The organism is Psychrobacillus sp. NPDC096426 (genome assembly GCF_044762745.1).
Classification (GTDB): Bacteria; Bacillota; Bacilli; order Bacillales_A; family Planococcaceae; genus Psychrobacillus.
In genome coordinates, this window is record NZ_JBIWEX010000014.1 from 24,634 (window position 1) to 50,295 (window position 25,662).

Annotated in this window: 24 protein-coding genes; 2 read left to right on the top strand and 22 right to left on the bottom strand. The window is 38.5% G+C overall.

The genetic code is table 11. From position 1 onward, the window contains the following. From ACIQYS_RS12825 to ACIQYS_RS12855, 7 genes are all read right to left on the bottom strand, one after another. A complete protein-coding gene (locus tag ACIQYS_RS12825; RefSeq protein ID WP_402980614.1) occupies positions 1–1,500 on the bottom strand; it encodes a sugar ABC transporter ATP-binding protein in 1,500 nt (499 codons plus the stop codon). A 141-nt stretch (positions 1,501–1,641) separates the two neighbouring features. Then, complete coding sequence (locus ACIQYS_RS12830; RefSeq protein WP_402980305.1) at positions 1,642–2,409, bottom strand: DeoR/GlpR family DNA-binding transcription regulator; 768 nt, start codon at positions 2,407–2,409, stop codon at positions 1,642–1,644. An 18-nt stretch (positions 2,410–2,427) separates the two neighbouring features. Further along, on the bottom strand, positions 2,428–2,853 hold the full coding sequence (locus tag ACIQYS_RS12835; protein ID WP_402980308.1) for an RbsD/FucU family protein: 426 nt from the start codon (positions 2,851–2,853) through the stop codon (positions 2,428–2,430). A 352-nt stretch (positions 2,854–3,205) separates the two neighbouring features. Next, positions 3,206–4,045, bottom strand: coding sequence for an NERD domain-containing protein (locus ACIQYS_RS12840; RefSeq protein ID WP_402980311.1), 840 nt, complete (start codon positions 4,043–4,045; stop codon positions 3,206–3,208). A 363-nt stretch (positions 4,046–4,408) separates the two neighbouring features. After that, positions 4,409–5,137 carry an amino acid ABC transporter ATP-binding protein gene (locus ACIQYS_RS12845; protein ID WP_402980315.1) on the bottom strand — a complete coding sequence of 243 codons (729 nt, stop codon included), beginning with the start codon at positions 5,135–5,137 and terminating at the stop codon, positions 4,409–4,411. 20 nt (positions 5,138–5,157) lie between these two features. Further along, positions 5,158–5,814: an amino acid ABC transporter permease gene (locus ACIQYS_RS12850; protein WP_402980339.1), complete on the bottom strand. Its 657-nt coding sequence runs from the start codon at positions 5,812–5,814 to the stop codon at positions 5,158–5,160. 31 nt (positions 5,815–5,845) lie between these two features. After that, complete coding sequence (locus ACIQYS_RS12855; protein ID WP_402980342.1) at positions 5,846–6,667, bottom strand: transporter substrate-binding domain-containing protein; 822 nt, start codon at positions 6,665–6,667, stop codon at positions 5,846–5,848. A gap of 248 nt (positions 6,668–6,915) precedes the next feature. Between ACIQYS_RS12855 and ACIQYS_RS12860 the strand changes: the two genes are divergently transcribed. Continuing rightward, entirely contained in the window at positions 6,916–7,470 is a 555-nt protein-coding gene (locus ACIQYS_RS12860) for a helix-turn-helix domain-containing protein (RefSeq protein WP_402980346.1), read from the top strand. A 34-nt stretch (positions 7,471–7,504) separates the two neighbouring features. Next, on the top strand, positions 7,505–7,987 hold the full coding sequence (locus tag ACIQYS_RS12865; RefSeq protein ID WP_402980349.1) for a hypothetical protein: 483 nt from the start codon (positions 7,505–7,507) through the stop codon (positions 7,985–7,987). A 49-nt stretch (positions 7,988–8,036) separates the two neighbouring features. Here ACIQYS_RS12865 and ACIQYS_RS12870 read toward each other — a convergent pair whose 3' ends face one another. The 15 genes from ACIQYS_RS12870 to ACIQYS_RS12940 form a co-directional block, all read right to left on the bottom strand. Then, positions 8,037–8,984 carry an NERD domain-containing protein gene (locus ACIQYS_RS12870; protein ID WP_402980377.1) on the bottom strand — a complete coding sequence of 316 codons (948 nt, stop codon included), beginning with the start codon at positions 8,982–8,984 and terminating at the stop codon, positions 8,037–8,039. A gap of 95 nt (positions 8,985–9,079) precedes the next feature. Further along, positions 9,080–9,547 carry an SRPBCC family protein gene (locus ACIQYS_RS12875; RefSeq protein WP_402980380.1) on the bottom strand — a complete coding sequence of 156 codons (468 nt, stop codon included), beginning with the start codon at positions 9,545–9,547 and terminating at the stop codon, positions 9,080–9,082. A gap of 262 nt (positions 9,548–9,809) precedes the next feature. After that, positions 9,810–10,934, bottom strand: a complete 1,125-nt coding sequence (locus ACIQYS_RS12880; protein WP_402980383.1) for an acetylornithine transaminase — start codon at positions 10,932–10,934, stop codon at positions 9,810–9,812. Next, positions 10,931–11,707 carry an acetylglutamate kinase gene (gene argB, locus ACIQYS_RS12885; RefSeq protein ID WP_402980386.1) on the bottom strand — a complete coding sequence of 259 codons (777 nt, stop codon included), beginning with the start codon at positions 11,705–11,707 and terminating at the stop codon, positions 10,931–10,933. Before argB ends, ACIQYS_RS12880 begins: the two co-directional genes overlap by 4 nt. Continuing rightward, positions 11,670–12,875 (bottom strand): bifunctional ornithine acetyltransferase/N-acetylglutamate synthase, encoded by a 1,206-nt coding sequence (argJ, locus tag ACIQYS_RS12890; RefSeq protein WP_402980617.1) that lies wholly within the window; start codon positions 12,873–12,875, stop codon positions 11,670–11,672. The genes argB and argJ overlap by 38 nt, the downstream gene beginning before the upstream one ends. A 124-nt stretch (positions 12,876–12,999) precedes the next feature. After that, positions 13,000–14,034 carry an N-acetyl-gamma-glutamyl-phosphate reductase gene (argC, locus tag ACIQYS_RS12895; protein WP_402980389.1) on the bottom strand — a complete coding sequence of 345 codons (1,035 nt, stop codon included), beginning with the start codon at positions 14,032–14,034 and terminating at the stop codon, positions 13,000–13,002. A 333-nt stretch (positions 14,035–14,367) separates the two neighbouring features. Further along, positions 14,368–15,279, bottom strand: coding sequence for an anti-sigma factor domain-containing protein (locus ACIQYS_RS12900; protein ID WP_402980392.1), 912 nt, complete (start codon positions 15,277–15,279; stop codon positions 14,368–14,370). Next, positions 15,276–16,031, bottom strand: coding sequence for an RNA polymerase sigma-I factor (gene sigI / locus ACIQYS_RS12905; protein WP_402980395.1), 756 nt, complete (start codon positions 16,029–16,031; stop codon positions 15,276–15,278). Before sigI ends, ACIQYS_RS12900 begins: the two co-directional genes overlap by 4 nt. 84 nt (positions 16,032–16,115) lie before the next feature. Next, the gene (locus ACIQYS_RS12910) at positions 16,116–16,658 is read right to left on the bottom strand and encodes a hypothetical protein (protein ID WP_402980398.1); all 543 of its coding nucleotides are present in this window, start codon (positions 16,656–16,658) and stop codon (positions 16,116–16,118) included. Between the two features lie 328 nt (positions 16,659–16,986). Further along, positions 16,987–17,667 carry a DUF4956 domain-containing protein gene (locus tag ACIQYS_RS12915; RefSeq protein ID WP_402980401.1) on the bottom strand — a complete coding sequence of 227 codons (681 nt, stop codon included), beginning with the start codon at positions 17,665–17,667 and terminating at the stop codon, positions 16,987–16,989. A 21-nt stretch (positions 17,668–17,688) separates the two neighbouring features. Beyond that, complete coding sequence (locus ACIQYS_RS12920) at positions 17,689–18,399, bottom strand: polyphosphate polymerase domain-containing protein (protein ID WP_402980404.1); 711 nt, start codon at positions 18,397–18,399, stop codon at positions 17,689–17,691. Between the two features lies 1 nt (position 18,400). Continuing rightward, positions 18,401–21,511 carry an exopolysaccharide Pel transporter PelG gene (pelG, locus tag ACIQYS_RS12925; RefSeq protein WP_402980407.1) on the bottom strand — a complete coding sequence of 1,037 codons (3,111 nt, stop codon included), beginning with the start codon at positions 21,509–21,511 and terminating at the stop codon, positions 18,401–18,403. Positions 21,512–21,517: 6 nt separating this feature from the next. Beyond that, entirely contained in the window at positions 21,518–22,930 is a 1,413-nt protein-coding gene (gene pelF, locus ACIQYS_RS12930; RefSeq protein ID WP_402980410.1) for a GT4 family glycosyltransferase PelF, read from the bottom strand. Position 22,931: 1 nt separating this feature from the next. Then, positions 22,932–24,770 (bottom strand): DUF2194 domain-containing protein, encoded by a 1,839-nt coding sequence (locus tag ACIQYS_RS12935; protein WP_402980413.1) that lies wholly within the window; start codon positions 24,768–24,770, stop codon positions 22,932–22,934. Then, entirely contained in the window at positions 24,751–25,662 is a 912-nt protein-coding gene (locus ACIQYS_RS12940; RefSeq protein WP_402980416.1) for a hypothetical protein, read from the bottom strand. Before ACIQYS_RS12940 ends, ACIQYS_RS12935 begins: the two co-directional genes overlap by 20 nt.

Consider the following 25,662-nt stretch of genomic DNA (forward strand, 5'->3'; position numbering starts at 1 on the left):
TTAGTGGAGCTGCGTTGCGAACTCCATTATTTTTTCTTGGGTCGCTTCTTCTGATGAAAGCACCCCTGTAATTTTTCCTTCTGACATGACGATGATTCGATGACTCATTCGTAGTATTTCCGGTAATTCGGATGAAATCATAATGATAGATTTTCCACTCGCCGCCAGTTCATCGAGCAGTTTATAAATTTCTCCTTTTGCACCGACATCGATTCCTCTTGTCGGTTCATCGAATATGAGTATGTCGCAATCTCTTCGGAGCCACTTCGCAATAACAACTTTTTGTTGATTACCTCCTGAAAGGAGTCTAATTTCTTGATCAACAGATGGCGTTTTAATCTTTAGTTGTTCGACGTATTTTATAGCTGTTTCTTTAATTTTGGAATCGCTTACAAATAACGAATTAGATTGATATTCTTTAATTGTTGCAAGCGCAATATTGGACTTCACATCCATATTTACAAGTAATCCAAATTGTTTGCGGTCCTCCGATAAATAGCCGATCCCTTGTTTGACTGCATCTGCCGGAGATTTTATTTTTACTTCATTGCCATGTAATGTGATGGTTCCTTTTGTTGCCGGGTCAGCCCCAAATAGAACGCGGGCGACTTCAGTACGACCTGCACCCATTAGTCCGGCAAATCCGAGTATTTCTCCTTTTTTTAATTCGAATGAAACATCTTTTAATAGGGTCTTGGTGGAGACGTTATTCACTTGGAGCACCGTTTCTTTTTCCCCTTCTGCGATGCTAGGCTTCGATTCTATGTACATATGTCGACCTACCATGAGTTGGATGATTTTACTCATTGCGGTTTCGGCAGTCGTTAGGGTGTCAACGTACGTTCCATCTCGCATGACAGTTATTCGGTCAGAAACTCGCTTTAGTTCATCCATTCTGTGTGAGATGTAGATAATTCCCACGCCTTTTGCTCGTAAGCTATTAATAATTTTAAAGAGGGTTTCGATTTCGATATCGGTTAGAGCTGTAGTTGGTTCGTCCATGATGAAGATTTTAGAGTTGAAAGAAAGTGCTTTTGCTATTTCGACCATTTGCTGCTTGGCTACGGTTAAATCTTGCACTTTAGTCTTGGGGTCTAAGTCTAAGTTGAGTTTTTCAAACAGTTCTTTTGCTTGTTTGTTGAGCTGTTTGTCGTTTACTAAAAGATTAAGAGCACCTTTTGGCTCTCGACCTATGAAAATATTTTCAGCGATGGTGAGATCTTTCATCAAATTGAGCTCTTGGTGGATAATTGAAATTCCGAGTTCTTGTGCTTGCTTTGGTGACGTGACGTTGATTTCGTTACCTTGTAGCGTGATGGTTCCCTCGTCTTTTTGATAGATGCCCGTGAGTATTTTCATGAGCGTGGACTTTCCTGCTCCATTTTCCCCTACAAGCGCTAAGACTTCTCCGTAGTGGAGATCAAGTTGGACATTGGAAAGCGCTTTTACTCCTGGGAAAGATTTTGATATGTTTTCCATTTTTAATAGGGGCTCCATCATCATTCCTCCTTTTTGGTTTTGTTTTTGTTTATCCGTGTTTTTGTTGATTATAAATGAATATCCCGTTTTAATCAACAGAATATTTAGTTATTTCTGAATATTATTTTGTGTTTTGGCTATTATATGCCACGCAAATGTGTCTCAACCCATTTGCGCATATAAAATGGTTATGTTTTTTTCTTCGAAATATTGTAAATACGTCTTGTTTGCATGGCTATCTATAACAATAGTGTTTATCTTATCTTCTTTTTCAATATAAGCGAAAGCCTTTTTCTCAAGTTTCGTGTGATCAAGTAAGAGTATTTTCTCATCCGCCATTTCAATCATTTTTCGTTTAACGATTGCCTGTTGCTCGTTGGAATCACTAATCCCCCATTGTTTGTGCAAACCTTTACAGGAGAAAAATACTTTATTTACATGGTAGCGCTCCAGTGTGTTGACCGTTAAAGGACCAACGAGCGATAACGATGATGATGACAAATTACCACCAATGAGGATGACTTGGATTTTTGGTTGATTGGCAAGTTCCACAGACACTCTAATGGAGTTTGTTAAGACAGTTATTCGATGATTCGTTAAAAGTTTTGCAAGATAAAGTGCAGTTGAACTAGCATCTAAACAAATGATATCGTCATCTTTGATCATCTTGACAGCCTCTTTCGCTACAGCCATTTTTTCCTCTTTATTCATCACTTCTCGTTGAAAATACGGAATGTCTCCCTCTTCCTCCTGTGTAGTTATTGCACCACCGTGCGTGCGTGTGAGTTTTCCTTCTGTTTCTAGTTTTTCTAAATCACGACGGATCGTTTCTTCAGTTACTTTGAGGAGTTTACTCAGCTCAGAGACCCGAGCCGTTTTGTTTTTGTTTACGATTGTGATGATTTTTTTTTGTCTTTCTGGTACTAGCATATTAGATTTCTCCTTTCATCATGTGATAACGCCTTTTTTTAGAATAATATTGGCATATAATGCTTGTTCGCTTGTGGCAACAATGGCATAGGCCTGTTTTGCCTGATCATAGAACTTGAAACGCTCTACTTTTGTTGGTATAACATTGCTATTTCCGGTTTTCTTGAGAATATCGTTGTACTCGGTCCAAATAGGTGGCGTGCTTACTTCTGGTCCATACATCATATAAAAAATGGAAGGGTTAGCATAATCATCAAGTGGCATCAGAGTTAATAACGCTTCAAGTAATTCTGGGATATGAAGTCCATCGAGACGAATAAGATTTCGTGCATGAGATGCCGCTGGGAAATTTCCATCAGCAATGACAATCTCATCTCCATGCCCCATTTCCATTATCACTTTTAAGAGATCAGGCGAAAGACATTTCGGAATGTTTTTAAGCATTTAGTTGGTTTCTCCTTTGTTTGTTTTTGTTTTAATTTAATAATAACAAATAATCAGAAATCCGAAAGAGTTTTTTTGGTGGAGTGGGTTTGGGAGTGTGGAACTTGGGCTGGCTTGGGTGAAACTTGGAGACTGTGAGTGAAACTCAGGCTAGCTTGAGTGAAACTCGGAGGGCAGGAGTGAAACTCAGGCTAGCTTGGGTGAAACTTGGAGGGCAGGAGTGTAACTCAGGCTAGCTTGGGTGAAACTTGGAGGGCAGGAGTGTAACTCAGAGGTGCTTGGGTGGAACTCATATCGAATGAGTGGGACTTGTGGAAGAAATTTAAAAACACCATGTGGGAAGAGTGGTGTTTTAAAGGATGCTCTTTTTGTATGTTGTGCTGTTGCCTTTTTCCGTTTTGATTAGCTGCATCTTTTTAAAAGTATAATTTAACATGAAGCGCGACTTTGGTTGGAGAAGTTGTTCGCATTCTTTCATGGTGATTTCTGGTTTTATTAATATGAATAGGTCTTCTATATTCTGGGGAATCGGGTCGTTATCTTGCTTGCCACATCTGCTGCATATCCATTTCCTTTCTGTGAGTCTATATAGTTGGTCACCGCAATGAGAGCAAAGTATTCCTTTTTTTAGTTCATTTAGATTGATTTCAAATTTTTCGCATAGCGGTTTTTCTACAAAACGTATATTTTTCTGTAAAAGTTTTTGAATTAATCTTCGAAATTGTTCTTTTGATAAAGTAGGTGGGATTTTATTTAGTTTTTGAATATAGAGTGGGAGGTTTTTGATAAAAAGAATGTTCTTGTTGGACGGAGCATTTTCTATGATTGCTTTATCAGATGCAAAGACGAGTGCCGTATAAATCGGGATATTCCAGTTATTTTGATCTCTCCATATTTGTAAGCCGTCTTGGTTGCGCTCTAGTTGAACGATCGGGCATTTAAATGGAGTGATTTCATCATTTAGGATTCTCACAATTTGACTGGGAGATGTCTTGAAATTAATAGTGCCTATCATATTTTTGACTTCAATAATAAGAATGTAGCTACTTGTAATAATTAGTGTATCGATTTGGATGTATCTATTATGGTGTACCTTCATGTGAAAGTCAGGAATGATGTAAACTTCCGTGGGAAATTGTACTTCCCGGAGAGACCGGTCAGTACGTGTTTCTCCATGAAATCCAGCTTCCATTGCGCTGATTTTCTGAAGGACTTTTTTGTAATGCTTGTGGTCAGTGGGGAGACGATGTTTCAAGCGAATGTAATGGAAGTAGCTGTGTGGTAAATTCCGATGAATTTGTATGATGATTTCTCCTTTTTTATGTATTTATAGATAGATTATCAAATTTGGATAGACTTAACAAGAGAATTTGAGATTATTCGTCATTGAGTGGGATTTTTAAGTTTCTGAGTGAAACACTACGGCTTTTTAGTGAAACTTGGGGCTTTTGAGTGGAACCCAGGGAGGGTTGAGTGAAACTTAGGCTTTCGGGTGGAAACCCCAGGCATTCAGGTGGAACCCTTTCTCGGAAAAGAGAAAAACCACTAGACAGGTCTAGTGGTTCAATACTTTAGATAGAAAATCCTGCGCGCGCTGAGTATCCGGATTCGTGAAGAATTTGTCTGGTGCTGCGCGTTCTACGATTTTGCCTTCTGCCATGAAGACGATTTCGTCGCATATTTCTTTGGCGAAGCCCATTTCGTGTGTGACGACAACCATGGTCATGCCGTCATTTGCTAGTTTGCGGATGGCATCGAGCACTTCAGTTACCATTTCTGGGTCGAGTGCGGATGTTGGTTCGTCAAATAGCATGACTTGTGGGTCCATTGCGAGTGCTCGCGCGATGGCTACGCGTTGTTGTTGGCCACCTGAGAGTCTGTTTGGGTAGGCTTCGAATTTGTCTCCTAGTCCAAGTGAGGATAGTAATTCTTTTCCTCTTTTTTCGGCCGCTTCTTTGCTTAATCCTTTTACTTTTATTGGTGCCATTGTTACGTTCTCTAATGCTGTTAAAAACGGGAATAGGTTGAAGCTTTGGAATACGAAGCCGATGTTTAATCGAGCTTTGTTTATGTCTGTTTTTTTGTCGTGGATGGATATTCCGCCGACGGTGATTTCTCCATTGTTGATCGGTTCTAGTGCATTGATTGTTCGGATGAGGGTGGATTTCCCTGCTCCACTTGGTCCGATTAGTGCGACTACATTCGATTTTGGTACTTCGAGCGAAACGTCGGTTAGGACGTGGTGGGCACCGAAGCTTTTATTGACATTTTTGATAGTAATCATTGGTTACACCCTCCTTAACGTTATGCTTCGCTTTTCAGTAATCGTTTTTCGAAGTATCGAATGATTAGTGATAGGCTGAATGTCATGATAAAATAGATTAGTGCGACGAATGTCCATACTTCAATAGAACGGAATGATGTTGCTACTAGGTTTTTTGCGTTTAGTGTTAACTCGGTTGCTGAAATAATGGATACAAGCGACGAGTCTTTTATAAGCATAATGAATTGTGATGCAAGCGGTGGCAATACTCGTCTAAACGCTTGGGGCAAAATAATATGTGTCATCGCCTTTGCATGAGACATCCCAAGTGATCGTGCTGCTTCCATTTGGCCTTTTGGTACAGCTTGAATTCCAGCGCGAACGATTTCCGCAATAAATGCACCAGCAAATATGGCAAGACCCCAGATTGCACCCCAATAGGGACCCAGCCTTAAGAATTGTCCAAGTACGAAGAAAATCCAAATAAGTAACACAAGCAATGGAACACCGCGAATGATTTCTACATAGATGGAAGATATCAATCTGAAAATCTTGTTTTTCGAAATACGTCCCATCCCAAAAATAACGCCTATTGGGATAGCAATAAGAATGGCTAGTAAAGAAATTTCTAATGTTTTTAGGGCGCCGTCAATAAAGACGTCCATATTACGCGGGATTACACTCCAGTCGTATGTCATTGTTGTACCTCCTCTAGATTGCCAGAGTGTCCTATTCTTCTACTACTTCACTTAACCAGTCAGAAGTTTCGAACCATTTTTGGCGAGATGCAAGCTCTGCTGGGCTTCCAAGGTAGCTATTTAAGAATGAGTTTACCCATTGAATTGTTTCGAAATCATTTTTCTTCAGTGCAATTCCAAGGTTTTCTGTAGAAATTAAGCCTTCTAACTGTCTTACTTTGTCTCCATTTTGTAATTTCCAAACAGCGATTGCCGGCTCGTCATATACAATTCCATCTGCTTTTCCTGCTGCTAAAGCTGCTGCTGCATCTGGGAAGTTCTCAAAGTCCATTACTTGCGCGTTTTTAAATACGTCTTTTGCCAGTAACGCACCAGTCGTTCCGATACCTACTGCAATTTTCTTCCCTTTCACATCAAGATCTTGCCATGCTTTTGTCGTTGTATCTTTTCCAGGTAGCATAACCGCTTGACCGGTTTGGAAGTATGGATCAGCGAAGCTAACTGCTAGTGCGCGGTCCCCACGAATGGTCATACCAGCGAAAACCATGTCTACTTCTCCGGTTTGTAACGCGGGAATTAATCCATCAAAAGTAAATTGTTTATATTCAATTTCCACTCCTAGTGCTTTTGCAAGCGCTTCCGCAGTATCTGCGTCATATCCAACGAACGTACCTTTTGGATCTTTCATGTCAAATGGGAAGTATCCTGTTGACATTCCGATGATTAATTTTTTGTTTTTTAGTGCTTTTTGAATAGTTGAGTTTTCTGTGGATACTCCCCCACCCGAATCATTGCTACATCCTGCAATGATTAAAACGGTAATCATTAATACTGCTGCTAACCATTTTTTCATTCTCTTATCCCCCTGTTTTTTTAAAATTAATTCATTTCCCCTTATGAAACTAGTGAATTATTAGTAGTATAAATTATTATTATTCACCTGTCTACATAAAAAATAATTAGTTATAATATTTTTATTATTGATTCTATTTACGAAAAGGTGCAAAATAGAATCAATAATAGATTATATGTATACTATTCAGTCGATATTATATGTTTTATTATTCTGTCAAATGTATGTTTATTCAAAGGGGTGTTTTAATGGAATTTCCAAAAGGAGAGATAGGTAAACGAATACGGTATTTACGTAGATTGCAAGGATTGACGTCGGATGAGCTTGCTAAACTAGCAGGAGTTAGTCAGAGTATGATTTCCCAAATAGAGAGAGGGCTCGTATCTCCTTCGTTGGAGACGCTTTGGAAATTGAGCCATAGTTTGAAGGTGCAGATTTTTTCGTTTTTCGAAACGGAAGTAACGACTGCCGTTTCTATTACAAGGGCTGGGGAGTCAAATGTGGTGAAACGGGTGCGACCGAACGTGAGTTATGAGTTGTTATCACCAAGCACTGGAAAGCAGATGAGTTTTTTTAAGATGATCGTGGAGCCCGGGGAGGATTTGGAGACGCCTTATTTGTTTCATGGTGGTGAGGAGTGTGGGATGATTCTTTCTGGTTGTTTGCGTTTAGAGTTAGAAGGGGAGTGTCATACGCTTTGTAAGGGGGATAGTATTTACTTTGATAGTTCGCAACCGCATCGTTTTTTTAATGCAGGGGACGAGAATGCGGTTGCGGTTTGGACGATGACTTCTAGTTTTTAGGGGTTTGGGTGGTTGCGGCGGGTGGCGGCTTGTCGTGTTCACGGGTGGGTTTGTCGCGTTCGCGGGCCGGTTTGTCGCGTTCGCGGTGGATTTTGTCTCGTTGAGGATTATTTTGGAAATTTCAATGCCGTTGATCTGCCCTTTGCTTTGGCAAAGGGCTTCCTTTTTGGTTTTGAGTTTGTTTGTCGCGTTGGGGTGGCGGCTTGTCGTGTTCGCAGGTGAGGTTGTCGCGTACGATGGGTGGTTTGTCGCGTTCGCGGTGGGTTTTGTCTTGTTGAGGATTATTTTGGAAATTTCAATGCCGTTGATCTGCCCTTTGCTTTGGCAAAGGGCTTCCTTTTTTGGTTTTGAGTTTGTTTGTCGCGTTGGGGTGGTGGTTTGTCGCGTTCGCGGGCTGGTTTGTCGCGTTCGATGGGGGGGTTGTCGCGTTCGCGGTGGGTTTTGTCTTGTTGAGGATTATTTTGGAAATTTTAATGCCGTTGATCTGCCCTTTGTTTGCAAAGGGCTTGCTTTTTGATAGTGCATGAAAAAAGCTCTTTGCCTTGGCAAAGAGCTCTTTTTTGGTGTTAGTAGGTCATGGTGTATTTGGTGTTTCTTGCTTTTCCTGATTTTATTAGTTTGGGATTCATCAGTATTCTTGTGGCGTCGTGCTTATCCTGTAGGTGGAAGAAGCGACGACATTCTTTGTTGTTGATTGTTTCTTTATAAATAAGAAAGTAGTCTTTTAGTGTTTTTTCGTGTGCATGTTTGCTAAACTTTTCGCAATTTGGGCAAGTCCAGTTTCTAATGATTTTTTTCATTCCTATATATCCACAGTTTGGACACTCGACTCCAGTCACTATATCTAATGGGTCTATCGCGTAATGTTTGCTTAATGGGAGTGAATTGTATTCGTTATTTTTGTGAAGTAGCCAGTTTTTGACTTTGTCCAATTGTTCAGCTGATAGGATAGGTTTTTCTGCGTTTATAGAACGGATAAATCTTCGTAGTTCGTTTGTGAGCAAGATCACCGTATTTGTCGGAACTTTTTTTACATATGATTTTGCGAAGGCGAATGTTACGGCGCCGTAGATTGGGATACTTATTTTGTGTTGTTTAAAGAGTTGGGATAGTTGATAGACGTAGTCTTCCAGCTGGGGAACTGGGCTTCTGATGGATTTCTGTTCTCCGTTTGGTTTTGTGTAGACGAGCATAGAGGGATTGGTTGAAATTTCAATTTCTCCTGTGATATTTTTCACTTCTAATATGACTGCGTAATAGGGAGAAATTAATAGAATGTCCATTTGAAAATTGGTTTCGGAATATAGGCTGACGTTGTGAAAAATATAAAATTTGTGGGGTAATTTTAATTTTTCTAGTTCACGCATGACAACTTCTTCACCAATTTCACCTGCATTTTTTTGCATCATCTCATCGCGCATTTGTGTGTATTTCGGATGTGTTTTGCGTAGTCTCCTAGTGAGAGCTATTAGTGCTTCTGCATGAAGCGATTTTGCATATGGTTTAGCTATCAATAATGATCACCTCGTTTCTATATTAGCATATTTAGTAGATTGCAACTATACAAAAACTGAATTTTTAGTATTCATTGGAAACAGCCTTGAGATAATTATCCTACCTTATTTGCGTCTTTTAATGCTTCCGTGCGTACTAGCTCTACAAAGTCATTTACTACTTTATCGTTTTGTTTTTGAGTGCCCATTTTCGATAAAAGACGGCCCATAAAATTGGTGCCTTCGTTTTGACCGGTGTAGATAAATCTAGTTGTTTTCTCGTCTACTTTTATTAAGGTGAAGCCAGCTTGGATTTTAAATAGTTTGGCTAATGTGAACTCGATTTTGTTGTGTTTTTTGTGTGTGGTGTTTTCGTACTCGATGTCTGTTACGATGTACGTTTGGGTTCTTTTTCCTTCTTTGTACGTTTGCTCATAGGTAGAGCCGACGACGCCCTCTTTTATTTCTAACGGTTTGTGTTCTACTACGTTTGGCATGATTCGTTGGATTTGGTCGAGGTCAAATAGGTTCCAGATCGTTTCGATTGGTGCTTGGATGGTGATTTCTTTGTGCCAAGTTAGCATGTGGTCGCTCCTTTATAGGTGATATTTGGTCATTTTTTCTAAAGTGTACCATATTTATGGGTGATTGCAATGATTGGTTTTTGGGAATTTGTCGTGTTCGCGGGAGCGTTTGTCGTGTTCGATGTGTGGTTTGTCGTGTTCACGGTGGGTTTTGTCTCATTCAGGATGTTTTTGGAAAATGGTAAGGGCCCGCTCCTTTTTGTAGGGCGGTCTTTAGGAATGAATAGCGGTTCACTGAGCGCTTTAATTCAATTTGTTGCATCTATATTAATATAGAAGAAAGTAGGTCGACGGCTTGGTCGATTTCTTCCGTTGTGACGGTTAGTGGTGGCAGTAGTCGGAGGACGTTTGGACCTGCTGACACTAGTAAGAGACCTGCTTGTTCTGCTTTTTCGATGTATGGTGCTACTTCTTCTTCGCAGACGACGCCGAGTAGTAGACCTGTGCCGACGATTTTATGTGTTGGTAGTGCTGTTTTTAATTTGCCTAATAAGTACTCGGATTTTTCATTGACTGCCGATAAAAATTTTGTGTCGAACACGTTGTCTAGAACGGTTTGCGCAACGGCTACTGCGAGTGGATTTCCGCCAAATGTCGTGCCGTGCGTGCCTGGGCTGAATGTGTCATATAGCGCACTTGTACCGAGCATCGCGCCTATTGGAAAGCCTCCACCGAGACCTTTTGCGAGTGTGATGATGTCCGGTTTTAGGACGGTTTGCTCGTATGCATAGCGAGTTCCTGTGCGCGCGATGCCTGTTTGCACTTCGTCGATAATGAGTAGAATGCCTTTTGATTCGCAAATGTCAGCAATTGCTTGGGCGAATGCTGGTGTGACTTGGTTTACGCCGCCTTCTCCCTGAATGACTTCGAGCATGATTGCTGCTACATCACTGTCGATTGCAGCATCGAGAGCCTCTATGTCGTTGAACGGGATGGTGCGAAATGTGTCGAGTAACGGACCGAAGCCTTGGCGCACTTTATCTTGGCCAGTTGCAGACATGGCTCCGAACGTTCTGCCGTGGAATGATTTTTCGAATGTGATGATGACGTGCTTTCCTGTATGTTTGCGTGCGAGTTTAATCGCCGCTTCGTTTGCTTCTGCTCCGCTGTTACAGAAAAACGCGTGTGCAAGATGTGTGTCTTTTACAAGGTTCGCCGCTAGTTTTTCTTGTTCTGGGCTTTCGAATAAATTCGATGTGTGCCATAGTTTTTCGCTTTGTTGTTGAATGGCTTGCACGATCGCTGGGTGCGCATGACCAAGACTTAGTACGGCGATGCCGCTTGTGAAATCGAGATATTGTTTTCCTGTTTCATCTGTTACGATGGTCCCTTTACCTGACACGAGATGAACCGGGCGACGGGCGTAGTTTTGAAATAATGCACTCATGCGAAAACCTCCTGCTGTAAAATAGTCGTTCCTTCTAATGTTTCGCCGACAATTTGGACGGACGGAATACCGGATGTTAGGCAATCTAGCGCTGCGGTTACTTTCGGAATCATGCCTCCGTAAATATCCGCTGATTCGATCCAGTCGTTTATTGCTTTTGCGGTTACGTTTTGTTGCACTTCCCCGCCGATTTTAATGCCTGGCGTGTCGGTAACTAGTAGCAGGCTTTCTGCTTTTATTGCTAGCGCGATTTTGCTTGCTACTGTGTCGCCGTTTATGTTAAGCGGTGTAGTATCATTTGTGCAACCGAAGCAGGAAATAACTGGTGTGATGCCGTTTGCAAGTAGTGTTACGAGTAAGTTGCTGTTTACTTCTTTTATTTCTCCGACGAAGCCGTATGTTTCTTTATCTAGGAATTCGCACGTTAGTAAATTGTCATAGCCGCTTAGTCCGATTGCGGTTACCCCGCCTTTATTTAGCTGGTGAACTAGCGTTGGATTCACTTGACCGATTAAGGTGGACTGGACGATGTCTACTGCTTCTTCGGATGTTACGCGAATTCCGCCTACGGTTGTGGACGTGACGCCGTTTTTTGCTAGTTGTTTGTTTATAGCTGGACCTCCGCCGTGAACGATGAGGAGGTCGATGCCTTGTTGTTGCAAGCTTTTGAAGTTTGCGATATGGGTTTCATTTAACCGTTCGAGCATGCTGCCGCCGAGCTTGATGACGATGCGTTTAGGAACGGTAGGTTGCGTTGATTTGGACATAGTCATACGTTAAATCGCACCCCCACGCTGTTCCTTGGCCGTCTCCTATGTTTAGTTCGACGGTAATTTTCACTTCATGCTGCTTTAAATAATTAAATAAATCGTCCTCTGAGAAAGGAACTGGTTCGCCATTTTCGACTACTTCGGCGTCTCCGATTTTGATCTTTATCGCAGTTGGGTTAACTTGTGTACCACTGCGACCTACAGCAGCGATGATTCTTCCCCAGTTTGCATCGCTTCCAAAAATAGCCGTTTTGACAAGTGGCGAGCCTACTACTGTTTTTGCGACTTTGCGTGCTTCCTCATCGGTCGTTGCGCCTTGCACTTCTACTTCGATTAGTTTTGTCGCACCTTCCCCGTCTTTTGCGATCATTTTCGCTAAATCTTGGGACACGGCATGGAGTGTTTGGATGAAGTTTTCCCAGTCTGGATGGTCTGGTGTAAGGGTGTTATTTTCCGCTAAACCATTTGCCATAACAATTACCATGTCGTTTGTGGATGTGTCGCCGTCCACTGTGATGGAGTTGAATGTTACGTCCGTAATCGATTTAAGTGCCGCTTGCAGATGATCGGATTCGATGTTTGCATCAGTTGTAATAAATCCAAGCATCGTCGCCATATTTGGCTCAATCATTCCAGAGCCTTTTGCGGTACCAGCAAAAATTACTTCTTTCCCGTCGATCGTTGTTTTGTACGATGTATTTTTTGTTACGGTGTCTGTTGTCATGATTGCTTGGGCGAATCCCATTGCACCTTCTAGGTCGTGAATCGGATGAAGTTTTTGAATACCTTCAAGAAGTGGCTCCATTTTCATCATTTCACCGATTACTCCAGTGGATGCTACGCCTACTAAGTTTGAATCTATCCCTAGTTTTTCCGCTGTTTTTTGTTGCATCGTATAAGCATCGTCCATCCCTTGTTTTCCGGTGCACGAATTGGCGTTTCCTGAGTTGACAATGATTGCTTGCATTTTACCTGTGTTTTGCACGACTTCTTTTGTAACTAGTAGTGGTGCTGCTTGGAAAGCGTTCGTTGTGAATACGCCGGCAACACTTGCTGGAACTTCGCTAACTAGTAGTGCTAGGTCTTTTTTCTTGTGCTTGAGCCCGCAGTGGATGCCGGTTGCTTTGAAGCCTTTTGGAGATGCTATATTTTTATATGAAATTGATTTCATTGAAGTAAGTGTTGTCAAATGAAATTCCTCCTAATTTATCAAATTTGCCTTGGCGGATGTCATAGATTTTGCATCCGCCGGAGGCATTAACTTTATTCAGCAAGTGTTTTTTTGCTGAATAAAGTTAAATGAAGAGTGGGACTTGCTGGAGGCCTGTCGTTTGATCCAAACCGAACTGAACGTTCATGTTTTGAATCGCTTGCCCGGCTGCTCCCTTTACTAAGTTATCGATCACCGAAACGATAGTCGCTCGGTTCGTTCTGGGGTCTAGTCTCACATGTATGTCACAGAAGTTGGAGCCGTACACTTGGTTTGTACCGAATTTGTTCGTTTCTTTAATGATTCGGACAAACGGGTGGTTGGCGTATGTTTCTTCTAGTGCGTTTGTGAGTTGCTGTTCGGTTACCCCTCGTTTTACAGGTGCGTAGCTAGTTGTAATAATCCCTCTTGTCATCGGCACTAGATGGGTGGTGAATGTGATCGGTGATGCTTCGGCTGCAAAAAGGCCGATTGCTTGCTCGATTTCCGGTATATGTTGGTGTTCATGAATTTTGTAAATGGCTGTGTTTTCATTCGTTTCGCTGAAATGCGTCATTTGGTTCGGCTTATTGCCCGCTCCGGAAATTCCACTTTTCGCATCGATGACGAGTTGTGCCGCGTCGATTAAGTTTTCTTTGATGAGTGGAAGTACAGAAAGCAGGACAGCCGTTGGGTAGCAGCCTGGGTTTGCGATTAGCCCGGCTTGTTGTATGGCTGTTTCATTCCATTCCGTTAGCCCGTATACGCTTTGTTCGATCGCTTCCGGTGGTGCTGGTGTTTTTTTGTACCACTGTTCGTATTGGGATGCATCTTTTAGACGGAAATCACCGGATAAATCGATGAGTTTAGGTCCTGCTCCGATTAATGGTGGTAAAAGTTCCTTAGAAACTCCTGATGGTGTGCTCGTGAAGATTACATCATAGTTTGCTAGTTTGTCTTTTTCTATTTTAAGTAACGGCTGATCGTGAATATTCAATAAATGTGTATATTTATTCGAAAACTGAATTCCCGCTTCCGAAGAAGTGAACAACTCAATATTTTCAACTTCTTGGTGATTATGAAGAAGACGAATCAGTTCTAGCCCTCCGTATCCTGTTGCACCAATAATACCTACCTTCACATTCGTTCACCTCTTCGTTTTTATTAAAACAAGTATAATGCTGCATAAATATAAAGTCAATTGTATTTTTATATATTTCGTGATTCGTAGTTTTGCAAAAATGAATCTGACCCAACATTTGGAAAAGTGATTTCTTTTTGGGGTTTGGTTGCTCTCGTAATTGAATTGGTTGCTTTCCTAAATGAATTAGTTGCTCTAGTGGGGAGGTTGGTTGCTCTCGTGCTCTAATTGGTATCCCTTTGCCATTTATTTGCAGACTTTTTTCCATTTTAAGATATTTCCGCAAAAAAAGAAGGCGTCCCGCTCGGGAGACGCCTCTTTGTTGAGTTTCAATTAATCGTCATGATCGTTTTCATCATCGTCTTTTTTATTTCTTTCATTTTTCTCTCTTTGCTTCTCTGCCTTTTTATCTTCTTTATGCTGTTTGTCTTGTGCTTTTTCTTCTTGTTTTTCTTTTTTCTTTTCCCATTTTTCTTGCTGTTTTTCTTGTTGATTATGATGCTTTTCGTGATGTTTTTTTTCTTGTTGTTTTTCGTGATGCTTTATTTCTTGGTGCTTTTCTTTTCTATTTGGACCGTTGTCGGGTCTTGGTTGTTCTTTAGTTTTATGTGGATCTGGTTCCTTTTCCTGATGTTTATGTTCCACTGCTGGAGGCGTTTCTTTTTGTACCGGCTTGTTTTCTATTATTGGTTTTGTGTTTTCGATTTTTTGGGGAGTTTGTTTTTGGACTTCGTTCACCGCTTGGTCAATGCGTTTTTTTAATTCTTCCTCGTCTTGCTTTTCATATACTGTTGTGATGACAATCTCTTCATTCGTAGATCGTAATTGTGCCATCGCTTTTGCTAACACGACGTTAATGGAGAGTCCTTCCCATTCATCTAGATTAAAGGGAGTCGTTTCATCTAGAGAGCGAAGCGACACAACGTTTCCTCTTTCATCGACACCTAGCTTAACGGTCGTTTTCCCTTCTAACTGTACGTAAGCATAGGCGTTACTCGTTTGGGGAATCAAAGATGCAATGACAAATAGCAGAAGCACTGCTGCGACTATAGCTGATCCAACGAAGAAGGGTTTTATTCGCTTTCGATGAAGCATGGGTACTGCTACTAGCTGAAATTCCGCTTCCTCTCCCACTTCCGGAGTCGGTCCAATTGGAGTTCCATGAAGAAATTCGCCTTCCTTCGTCAGAAAAACTATATATTCATTTTTCTTATCGCAAACAATGCCCTTGTATGTGCGCATCATATGATTTCTCCTTTTACATACTCTTTTATATAAACGAAGTCGCTGTTTAATAGCAAAACAACGGCAATTATGTATTTTCGATGCCGTTCCAATGTTTTTCGAGATACCTCGACGATCGCTTCGATTTCTTTCAGTGGTAGTTGTTTGGTTTTAAGTAAAGAGTTATAGAATTCTTCTGTCTCTGCAATAATTTGCGCGGTATGAAATGCAGTTTTTCTAGCGTCTGCATGCTTCGGCGCTGCCTTTGTTAGCTCTTCGAATGTTAAGTTATATACCGCTAATAATTCCCTATAGCGGATTAGTTCTTCTCGCCTTGCAACTGTTTGTTGTTCTTCTGTATATGTATGGATGGATTGTTTATCGAATAAATATTGCTGCTCCGATGCGTGTGCTTCTTCATTCGAAGATTGTATTAAAAATACTTTCTCTTTTCTAGCGGTCTCTTTTCGAATATAGTCAACCATCCGCCTTTTGATTATTAAATGTGCAAACGTTTGTAAAGAGGCGTTTTCTGTGGAATCAAAAGCCATCACCGCTTCATGAAATCCATTTATCGCCACACTAAATTCCTCATCGTGTTCATCAATCGGTCTTTTACAAATAAAGGATGCCGTTTTTTTCATAAAAGGGGTGAAGGCAAAAAGGAGGTCACTAAGAACCTCCTCATCACCTGCTTTTGCCTTTTGAGCAAGTTCGCTCGTTGTTTGTTTTGTTTTTGTTTTGAATAATCCCTGAAATATGGACAAAAGCATACATACCCTCCGTTCTCACTTCATCCGGTGCCTATTATTGTAATAGGCTGAACGGAAAATGAAAAGCGGTTTTTCTGCAAATGATTAATGTTTATGTTTATCTTTATGCTTTTTGTTTGCATGTTTCTCTGCTTTTTGCTTTTCTTTTAAAGCTTTTTTAGCTTCTTTTTGTTTTTCTTTTAATTCTTTATGATCATCATCATTATCATCATGGTCAGCTTTTTTTAAAGCCTCACGCTCTGCCCTTTGTTTCTCTTTGAGGGCTTCACGTTCTTTTTTATGCTTTTCTTCAAGGGCTTTGTGCTCTTCTTTGTACGCAGTTTTCCGTTCTTTTTTAGTAGAATCTTCCGGTGTTACGTGAACTACTGGTTGTTCTGTCGTTTCCACATTTGGAGAGTCAACAGATCTTACAGTTACTTCATTTGTTTTAGGTGTAACTGGATCTTCTGGAATCGTTACAACCGCTCGCACAGTGTTCCCTGTTGTTTCTTCTGCATTTTTAGAATGTAGTTTGCTTAAGTCCACTGTGTCAAACAGGTTTTCATTTGCCCATGCATAACCAGCACCGGTTAATGTCATTCCAGCTACTAATAATGCGGCCCCAGTTTTCTTCCATTTCATTTGCAATGTGTTATCACCTCACATATAGTTTTGCCCTTGTTCTTTTACTCGGACACTCTATTATTCGTCCAAGCACTTCCGTTTATGGGGGTCATCCTGTAAGTTATTATGTTACATTTGTATTACGAGTGCTTGGTACTAGTAATATCTCTGTAATATAGCCGTTGTTTTGAGAGGCTTTGTCACTTTCGTGCTAGTGCATGTTGTATTCGCTTGCGGGTTTGTCGCGTTCGATTATTGGTTTGTCGTGTTCACCCTTCCAATTCTCTCGTTCAGCCGTATTTTCCCAAAAAAGAAAGAGCCGCTCAACCGGAGTGGCTCTTTCTTTTTGGGGTTATTGGGCGTAGTCACCTGTGTAGTTTACTAGGGAGCATTCGATTACGCCATTTATGTTACTGATAGTTTTCATGAAAGCTGTGTTATCGTCTCGTAAGTTTAGTTCAACGGTTAGTTCGGTGTAATTATTTCTTATTGATTTTGATTTCAGGTTTGTATCAAGTTTTCTTAGTAGAACCCTTAGATCCAATGTCGCTTCATCTGTATGTCGTATGATCAGTAGGTAAGCTTGATGTCTTGTTTTCTTTTTTGAAAGCCATGCTATGGTTACTCCTACTACTAAGGAACCAATCAATGCTAATGGATACATTTTAGCACCTGATGCAATCCCAGCTGCAATTGCCCAAAACATGTAAACGATATCAAGGGGATCTTTTACAGCCGTTCTAAATCGTACAATGCTGAGTGCCCCGACCATTCCTAGAGATAGGATTATATTCGTGCTGATAGTCATAATGATAAGTGTAGTGATCATGGTCATTAATACAAAGGACACATTGTAATTGTAGCTGTATACTACTCCGCGAAAATACTCTTTATACACCCAGTAGATGAACATGCCAATTGCAAAGGAACATGTTAATCCCAAAAGTATATCGATATAAGACACACTTCGAAATGCTTCTAGATGAAGTACACTCTTTTTTATTACATCTTGAAATCCTACTGTTTCATTCATTATCTTACCCCTCTATTAAAACTATTGTTTAAAATGTTTTATATTCACTTCTCTGCAGATTACGTATTTAGATATTGCGGAACGAACAAATTTTTCTGGTTGTACTAATTGCCGGATGTTATCAGGCAAAAATTCATCAAATTTAATTTCTAAAATGGTCTGTTCAGGTAGTAAAGGTTCTTCTAAAATTAAGTTCGGATCAAATAGATCTACCGTGTTTACTCCTGCAGCTAATCTCTTATCAAATGTAATCCGTACATTTCCTGGTTCATAAATGTACGCTTCTCGAACATAATCCACAATCACGGTTGGACGAAAAGCCCGATATTTTAGTCCAAGAAAAAAGTCTCTTAATAATGGACTATCCTTTTCAGATAAAACATCTGTATCTCCATTCAAAATAGCATGGTATTCTGCTCTTGTAATAGGAGCTGCTTCTTTGCAAATAAAATCGCCATACTTACTTTTTCTTTCTAAACTTATTTTCTTGTCTGTACCGTTATAAATTCGAATACGATATTTCTCTCTATTAAAGACTCCATTGTTTTTGTCATAAAGGGAATGATTATGAATACCATCAAAATACAAACTACGTATTCCATATCCATCTTCATTGATTGAATTTGTATCCAACGTCAATAGAGTGGATACTTTTTGTCGTAGTGCAAGGTAATCAAACACATTTACATAATATTTCATTTCATGTCTAAATCTTTTCGTATGAAAATTCATCTTACTCCACCTCGAATTCCCTAATTCCAAAGAACTCGTTTCCTTCTTCGTCAATATGCATATCAAACGATGTTTGTTCGTTTCCTTTACTGTCTGCCACAGTAACTTTCCAATAATACTTTCCATTTGGTGGCTTTTTCATCGTGAACTCATTTTCACGAATATCTTTTTTTACTTTCAATATATCTGTGAATAAAGGATCACGAGCCACAGTGACAGTATAAAAGAGATCATCCTTTTGGAGGTCGAACGAAATTTGCCAAGAGAATATTAGCTCTGTATCATTGTCGTCAACAATGTCCATATAAAATGGCTTTGGTTTTTCTATATCTTCGTAAAACCGTTGCTTAGCTCTTTCAGGAGTTTCCTTTAATTGCTGTAGTTCGCCTTCAAATGATGTATTCAATGCTGGTAAGTATTTTATATCGGGCTCTCTAAACAAAAATGGTTTGACTACATCCGCATAATTATTTACCTGATCTCCTACTGTTTCTGCATTGATCGATTGAGAAAGCTCTTCTACTTTGTCTATTAGTTGCTGCACATTTTTTTCACTACGGAAGTAACGATTGTGTAGAGTAATCCCCCAAAAGTTACTAATCCCTGCCTGATAGGGCTTTATTGAATTGTTTTTTCTTTGTAACTCCCAACCTCCGTCATAGTCCCAAGGTAGAATAAACCACTTTTCTGAGTTCAACGGAGAATACAGGTAAAAGTTGTTAGCATCTGTATCCATATTGTCCATTAATATATTCATCGCAGTCCAAGTTAAAAAATTTTCCATGTCGAAATGCTTCTCTATGACTTCTTCTATCGGTATCTGCATATTGTTCACGTCATCCAACATTTCAATTAATTTGTCGTGTTCCTCTCTTCCCTTTATTTCAAGAATCGTTTCAAACTTTTCTTTGTCGTAATTAGGGTCTGTTTGTGATTTTATTTGATCTGGATACCGTTGAAATTCAAAAAAGGTGACTTTGTATAAATATCCACTTGGATCTAACCAATGATTTTTTAAAAACATTTCGTTTGGTTGTTCTATTTGGGTGTACAATCCGTAATCTTCATAGGTTGTTTTATTTCCAGCAGTTAAGTCTTTCACATATAAATGAACAAATTGTGTACGAAGACTTGTCATATTAGGTATTTTCTCCATCAAATCAAAACTTAATTTGTTTCGAATTCGACTTGGATCAAGAATATGTTTGTTTAAATTTATCGTTCGTTGGTTTTGCCATAAGCCAGCACTATCATATAATTTAATTTTGTATGACTTCTGAGCAGCATAGCGTGCAGTGTTACCTCTTAGGCTTATTTTTGCATTCGCTTCCACTGCTCCATATCCAAACATTCCTTCTTTTGATCCAGTGCCATCTTCTGTGCCTTCTGAAAAAATGATTTCTAGTTTTTCTCCGCTATCGCTATTCCCATCCGTTAATCGATTTAATGCGTACCAATCCACTTTATCATTAGAAGTATCGGGTAAAATGGTCAAATACAGTGACTTTATTGAACCATCTTCATCTCTCTGATATAACTTTTTATCCTCCACTAATTTATCAACGCTAGAAGAATTTTCCACTACAATTATTTCCGGTTCTATTGGACCTGGAGCCTCCACATCTACTTTGTTTGAACAGCCAGACAAAATGATACTAGAAACAATGATTAAAGAAAGTGTGGTAATAGACTTGGAATAAGAGAATTTTGTCTTTTCCAGTTTTCTAACAGTACTTAATGGTTGGGAACAAAACGTATAATAATCAATATTAGAAAGTATATGCAACATTCGAGAGATTGTTATAAAAAGTATAACGAATGAAGCAATGAACATTCCTAGACCATTTATCTCTAGCTTCATCGTTATATAAGTTAACATTCCATTTAAACCAAAAAACAATGTACTAATCACTAACACACCTTTTCGGTCATCAAAATACATGAGCCCATGAAGCATGACAAACGTAATGATAAAGAAAAAATACCCTAGACATAATAGTATAAACAAATCCAATTGCTCCATCGAAAATCCGATTTTGGGTAAATAAATAATCCCTATCGCAATCGATAAAGCAGTAAATAGAAGCTGAACTTCAATTAAGAATCCGATACGATGTAACAATACAGCTTGCATTTTTTGCTTTGCAATATTCATACTTTTGTATGTACCACCGTCTATTACATTCTTATAATAAATTTGAAATCGTTCGTAAAAATCCGTTTCTACTATTACGACAAACATAACAAGGGAAGGTACAACAGAAATATACGCATAAAAAACTGGTAAATCATAAAAAGGCATCAGTCGGAATCTTTCCGATACTAATAAACTATCATCTGAGAAAAACCAAAAAACAAAGTTATGAACATACACGGTTGCGTAAACAAAAAAGCCGCTAAAAAAGACAGATGGATATTTTCGAAAGTAGTATACAAAAGAGAAGTAATTCCTCTTGTTATTTCGAGGAAATACCTGTTCAAAATGGTACATCGACATGGCCACAATAATTGCAAAACCTATATCCATTCCGATTAAAGCAATTGTTGTTAAGCTAATCGAAGTGAAATAAAACAAAAGATAGCTGACAACAATAGAAGCCACCACTCCAATGGTAAATCCATGGACAATCCTTTTATAATCTTTTAGTGCGGATAAATAAACACTTTGTATCCAAATAATTACAAGTTCTATAAAAAACAAATAAGCCGCGATTTTGTAGCCAAGATTTTCTTCCACACCATATAAGAAAACACCAGTAATAAGCCCTCCAATTGGCAGAATAATGATCAAAGCACCGTAAAATGAAGTAATAATTTGTTTATATTCTTTTTGATAAATCATGTCTGCGATGAATCTAGTTAAAACCATTGAAAGACCAGAAGTCAAAATGATAGAAAAGATAAAGCAGTACGTCATGGTTGATATGAATAATTCATTATCTAAAAATCGACTACCATTTGATAGCATCATATTTTGTTGCATAAACACTAAAATTATACATAAAACCATTGGACCAATCGTAGTCATGGAGGAATATGCATATGCTTTAATATTTTGAACAATGCCTTCTTGTCTATATAACTTTCGAAGTTCAAAACCTATACCTGCCAAGCTGTTTTAGCCTCCTACTGATTGATACAACTTCCGATAACTTGTGATAAATTCACTACGTTTATAATCATTTTTCACGCGATTATATCCGTTTTTGCCCATTCTTTCTCTTAACTTTTTGTCTTTACATAACTGAATGACGTACTTTGCTATTTCTTCATAATGCATGACCGGTGCAATAAACCCTGCATTTCCATAGTCATCATTCAGGCTACCATCGATCAATTCTTTGCATCCTCCAACATTTGTTGACACAAAAGGCTTTGAACTAGCCAATCCTTCTAAAATAGCTAATGGTTGGCCTTCACTAATGCTTGTTAACATCAAAATATCCATTTGTTCTAAATAATCTTTTACTTGGACCATCCCTGTAAAAGTAATATGTTGAACACCTAAACTTTCCACCATTTGCAGGCATTCTTTATAGTACGTATCATCTTCTTCAGATGGCCCCATAATGTACAACTTTACATTTGGCACTTCTTTTTCAACTAATGCAAAACTTTGAATCATTGTTTTAATGTCTTTAATTGGCACAACTCTAACAATCGCTCCTATACGGATGATGCCATCATTCGGTGCTTTCGGAAGATCACTGTAATTTAAAACATCTACTCCGTTCGGAATAATAATGATTTTTTCTTCTGCGCATCCTAGTTCCACTTCTATTTCTTTGTTCCGATTAAACAAAGTAATCACTTGATCGGAAGCATCATAAATGGAGTTCGATAAAGTGTAAAAATAGTTAATCCATAAATCTTTAAAATATCCTTTTACCCAATCTGCCTTAATAATTTCTTCTTCTCTTTCGCGAGAATAAATACCATGTTCCGTTAGAATGAGTGGCTTGTTGTGAAGGTGCTTAGCTAACGTTCCCACAACTCCCGCGTACCCTGTAGAAACGGAATGATATACATCTGCTTTTGGAACATCGTGACGAATGGTTAAAAACAGAGGTAATATCATGGAATTAACTGTCCAAAATAATTCCGTAAAAGGAACTTGACTATATTCATTTTTTCCTAAATACTCCACTAGATCGAAATAATCTTTACTAGATAAAAACTCTCCAACATTTTCGATTTTTTTACTTCTGATTAAATCAAATAATTCATTCCAATTTACATCACTACTTCCACTTACAAGAGAAACGAGATTATCTCGTTCTTTTGAAGAAAGATTATATCGCTTTCCCCATTTTTTTCCTTCAAACAAATATTCATCTAGAAACATTTCCTTCATCTCGATCAGGTTTGGAGGTAACTCATAACGGAATGTTCCTTTTTGTTTTGTCTCAGCTCCAATTGCATAGACAATGAATTCATGTTCTTGCATCTCTGTTATAAGACTGTGAATCCAGTTGGATACACCTCCTGTGACATAAGGATATGATCCTTCTGCGATCAAACAAATTTTCATTCTAAGCCCTCTCCAAATCTATTTTAAATTTAGAATCGCTCACTGTTACTAAGTAAATATTGTCATCGATTTTTGTCACAGTACAATTAAGTAGACGTCCAATTTTTCTTTCTGTACGTAAAATATAAGAAGTTTCCGATTTATAATTGGATATATTGCCTTCAATACTATTTTCCCCGCTATGCCAGCTTACTCTTGTCTGAAGGTTTGTAGCCATATCTAGGGCAGCCTCCGTAGCAGGCATGGCACGAACCCAAGGGTATGTCTTTTGCACCCGGGACATGTATTTATTGAATAGCTCATAGCTTTGCTCCCACCCCATATTATTGCTTCTATCAGTACTTATTACATCGTCTGGATGCACAAAATGAGAAAATACACCGATTCCTGTCATCGTGTTTGCTTCTGCCCATCGATCATACTCATTTTCAAAATAACCGGAAGTAATTCGAGGCATTTCAATAATCTTATCTTCTGCTACTTCAAATTCTTGAATATAGGCTATTCCATCTTCATCATCTCCATATAGAGATGAGATTACTGTTAAATCAGGCCAAACCTTTTTCATCGCTTCTCTTCCTTCTTGCGAAAGTACATTGGAAGGTGGTACATAAGAGGTAACAATGTATCCAGGAAATGCACTTTTCGTATAAGCAAGAAGTTCCTCTATCGACTCGGACATATCTTGTTCGCTTCTCCACTCTTTATACCCAAAATGATCAGAAATTTCTTTATCTAGAACGAAAGATTGGTGATTGTAGCCATGGAAACCTAATTCTCCGCCACTTTTAATAAGCTCACGACCATATGATATAAGATAATGACTATCTTTATCTTCTGTATTACTAAACGGAGGGGCTACTCGATTATTGTATGATTCAATAATTGCTCCAGTATATTTAATGTCATACTTTTTGGAAGCTTTCAGCATATTTGGCCACCATATTTCTTGATAAAAAGCTGATGTATTTCGCTTATACTCTTTGTAAATGATTGGATTCTTTCCTTTTTCAATAGGGGCTGGGAAATCGTCGATAAAAAATACTTTCAAGTTAAAAATAGGATAGATAAAATTTGGTTCCAACATACTTAAGGCTCCAGCAAAAAAGCCTCGATTTATCTTTTCTTGTAATATCGTTCCGTTAAAAGTCATAAATCCGCCTTTGCCGTATTCTTTTTTCCACAATAAAGGTATTTCATCTGCACTTTCGGCAAGTAACAATACCCTATCATCCAGTTCGACATTTAATGCAATATTGTGGATAAATTCATCGTTAATAAAAAGATCTTTTTCACCAATCAATACATTCTTAACTAAATGAATTCCTTTAGCATCAATCCAGTTGTCAAAAGAGGAAATACCAAATTTACGATATAAAATCTGATAATTACTATCTATGTCTAATACAGTCATAAAAAAAATATATCCACCTTTGAACACAAATTGTTCAATTTCCTCTACATTTCCAATATTCATTACATGTTCAGTGGCTAGAATGATTACACGACAACTTTCAAAATCGACCTTTTGCTCATTAACATTAATTTCTGTTGATCTTTTCTTCATATATTGAAGTGTTTTAACGGCATTTTCTTTCAAGTCATTGCTATATTCATCCGAAGCATTGTACAAAACGCAATAGTTGCTTTCACTCATCTCTAAATCATTCTCCTGTGAAATGCCTGCAAATATTTCGTCTCTTTGTTCGATTAAACTCTGATTTTGATGAGACTTCAATACGAACTGTGAACGTGAAAACTGCAGTAGTATCCCGAACAGTAATACAAACAGGAAAATAAAATAAATTCCTTTAGAGAAATTACCTTTTACTACTTTCATATTTGGTTCCTCCCGACCAATATCTAACAATAGTAAGTGCTCGATTGGAAAGTGTAATTGTCGATTTTTTTAATTCATCCAATATATTTTGTAATTTTATTGTGGATTTTGTTGTGTAATATAATTTCATTAAATAAATATAGGGATTTTCTGAATGAGGATATTGCTGTAGATATTCTAAGCAGGTATTTTCTGCATGGAGGTATTCTTTCATTTCTACTTCTGTTTTTATTTTTTCTTCAAAAGTTTCCTCATCACCATCATCAGTTCGAATGAGTTGATGTAAAACTTGAATATAAATATATTTATATTTTCTAAGTGTTTGATCATCCAAAAAACCGCTTCTCATATATTCTTTCAATACATGTGCGTACGCACGCGCCAAATGGTTATCTTTTTTATTTTGGTCGAATTTAACAGAAAGTTCTTGTAATGATATAGATAATTTTCTCTTTACTTCCATCACTGCAGTTACTGCATAGTGAGAAGTTTCTGTGTCTTCATTTAAAACAGCTTTTTTAATAACTTCCATGTATTGCATCGCATCTTCTTTTAAAACATCAATCATTACTTTTCTTCTTGTGGAGAAGTCACTCATTACTAAAGCATCTTCGATTGGAACAATATTTAGCTCTTTTTCTTTTTCTACTTTTTCCTGAATTGCTAATAGTTCTAAGGAAATGTCCTCGTCTTGTTTGTTTATATAAGCGCCAAATAATTCTCCTCTATTTTTAATGAACTTTTTTAACCATACAATAGGCAAAAACCATCCAATTATCGGTAAAAAGGAGACGATCGTCATTTTGAACAACCATTCTTTTAAATTCCTTTCCGAGATGAATAAAAGTATTATGGCAGATAAAATAATATACAGCATAAAAACGTATATCAT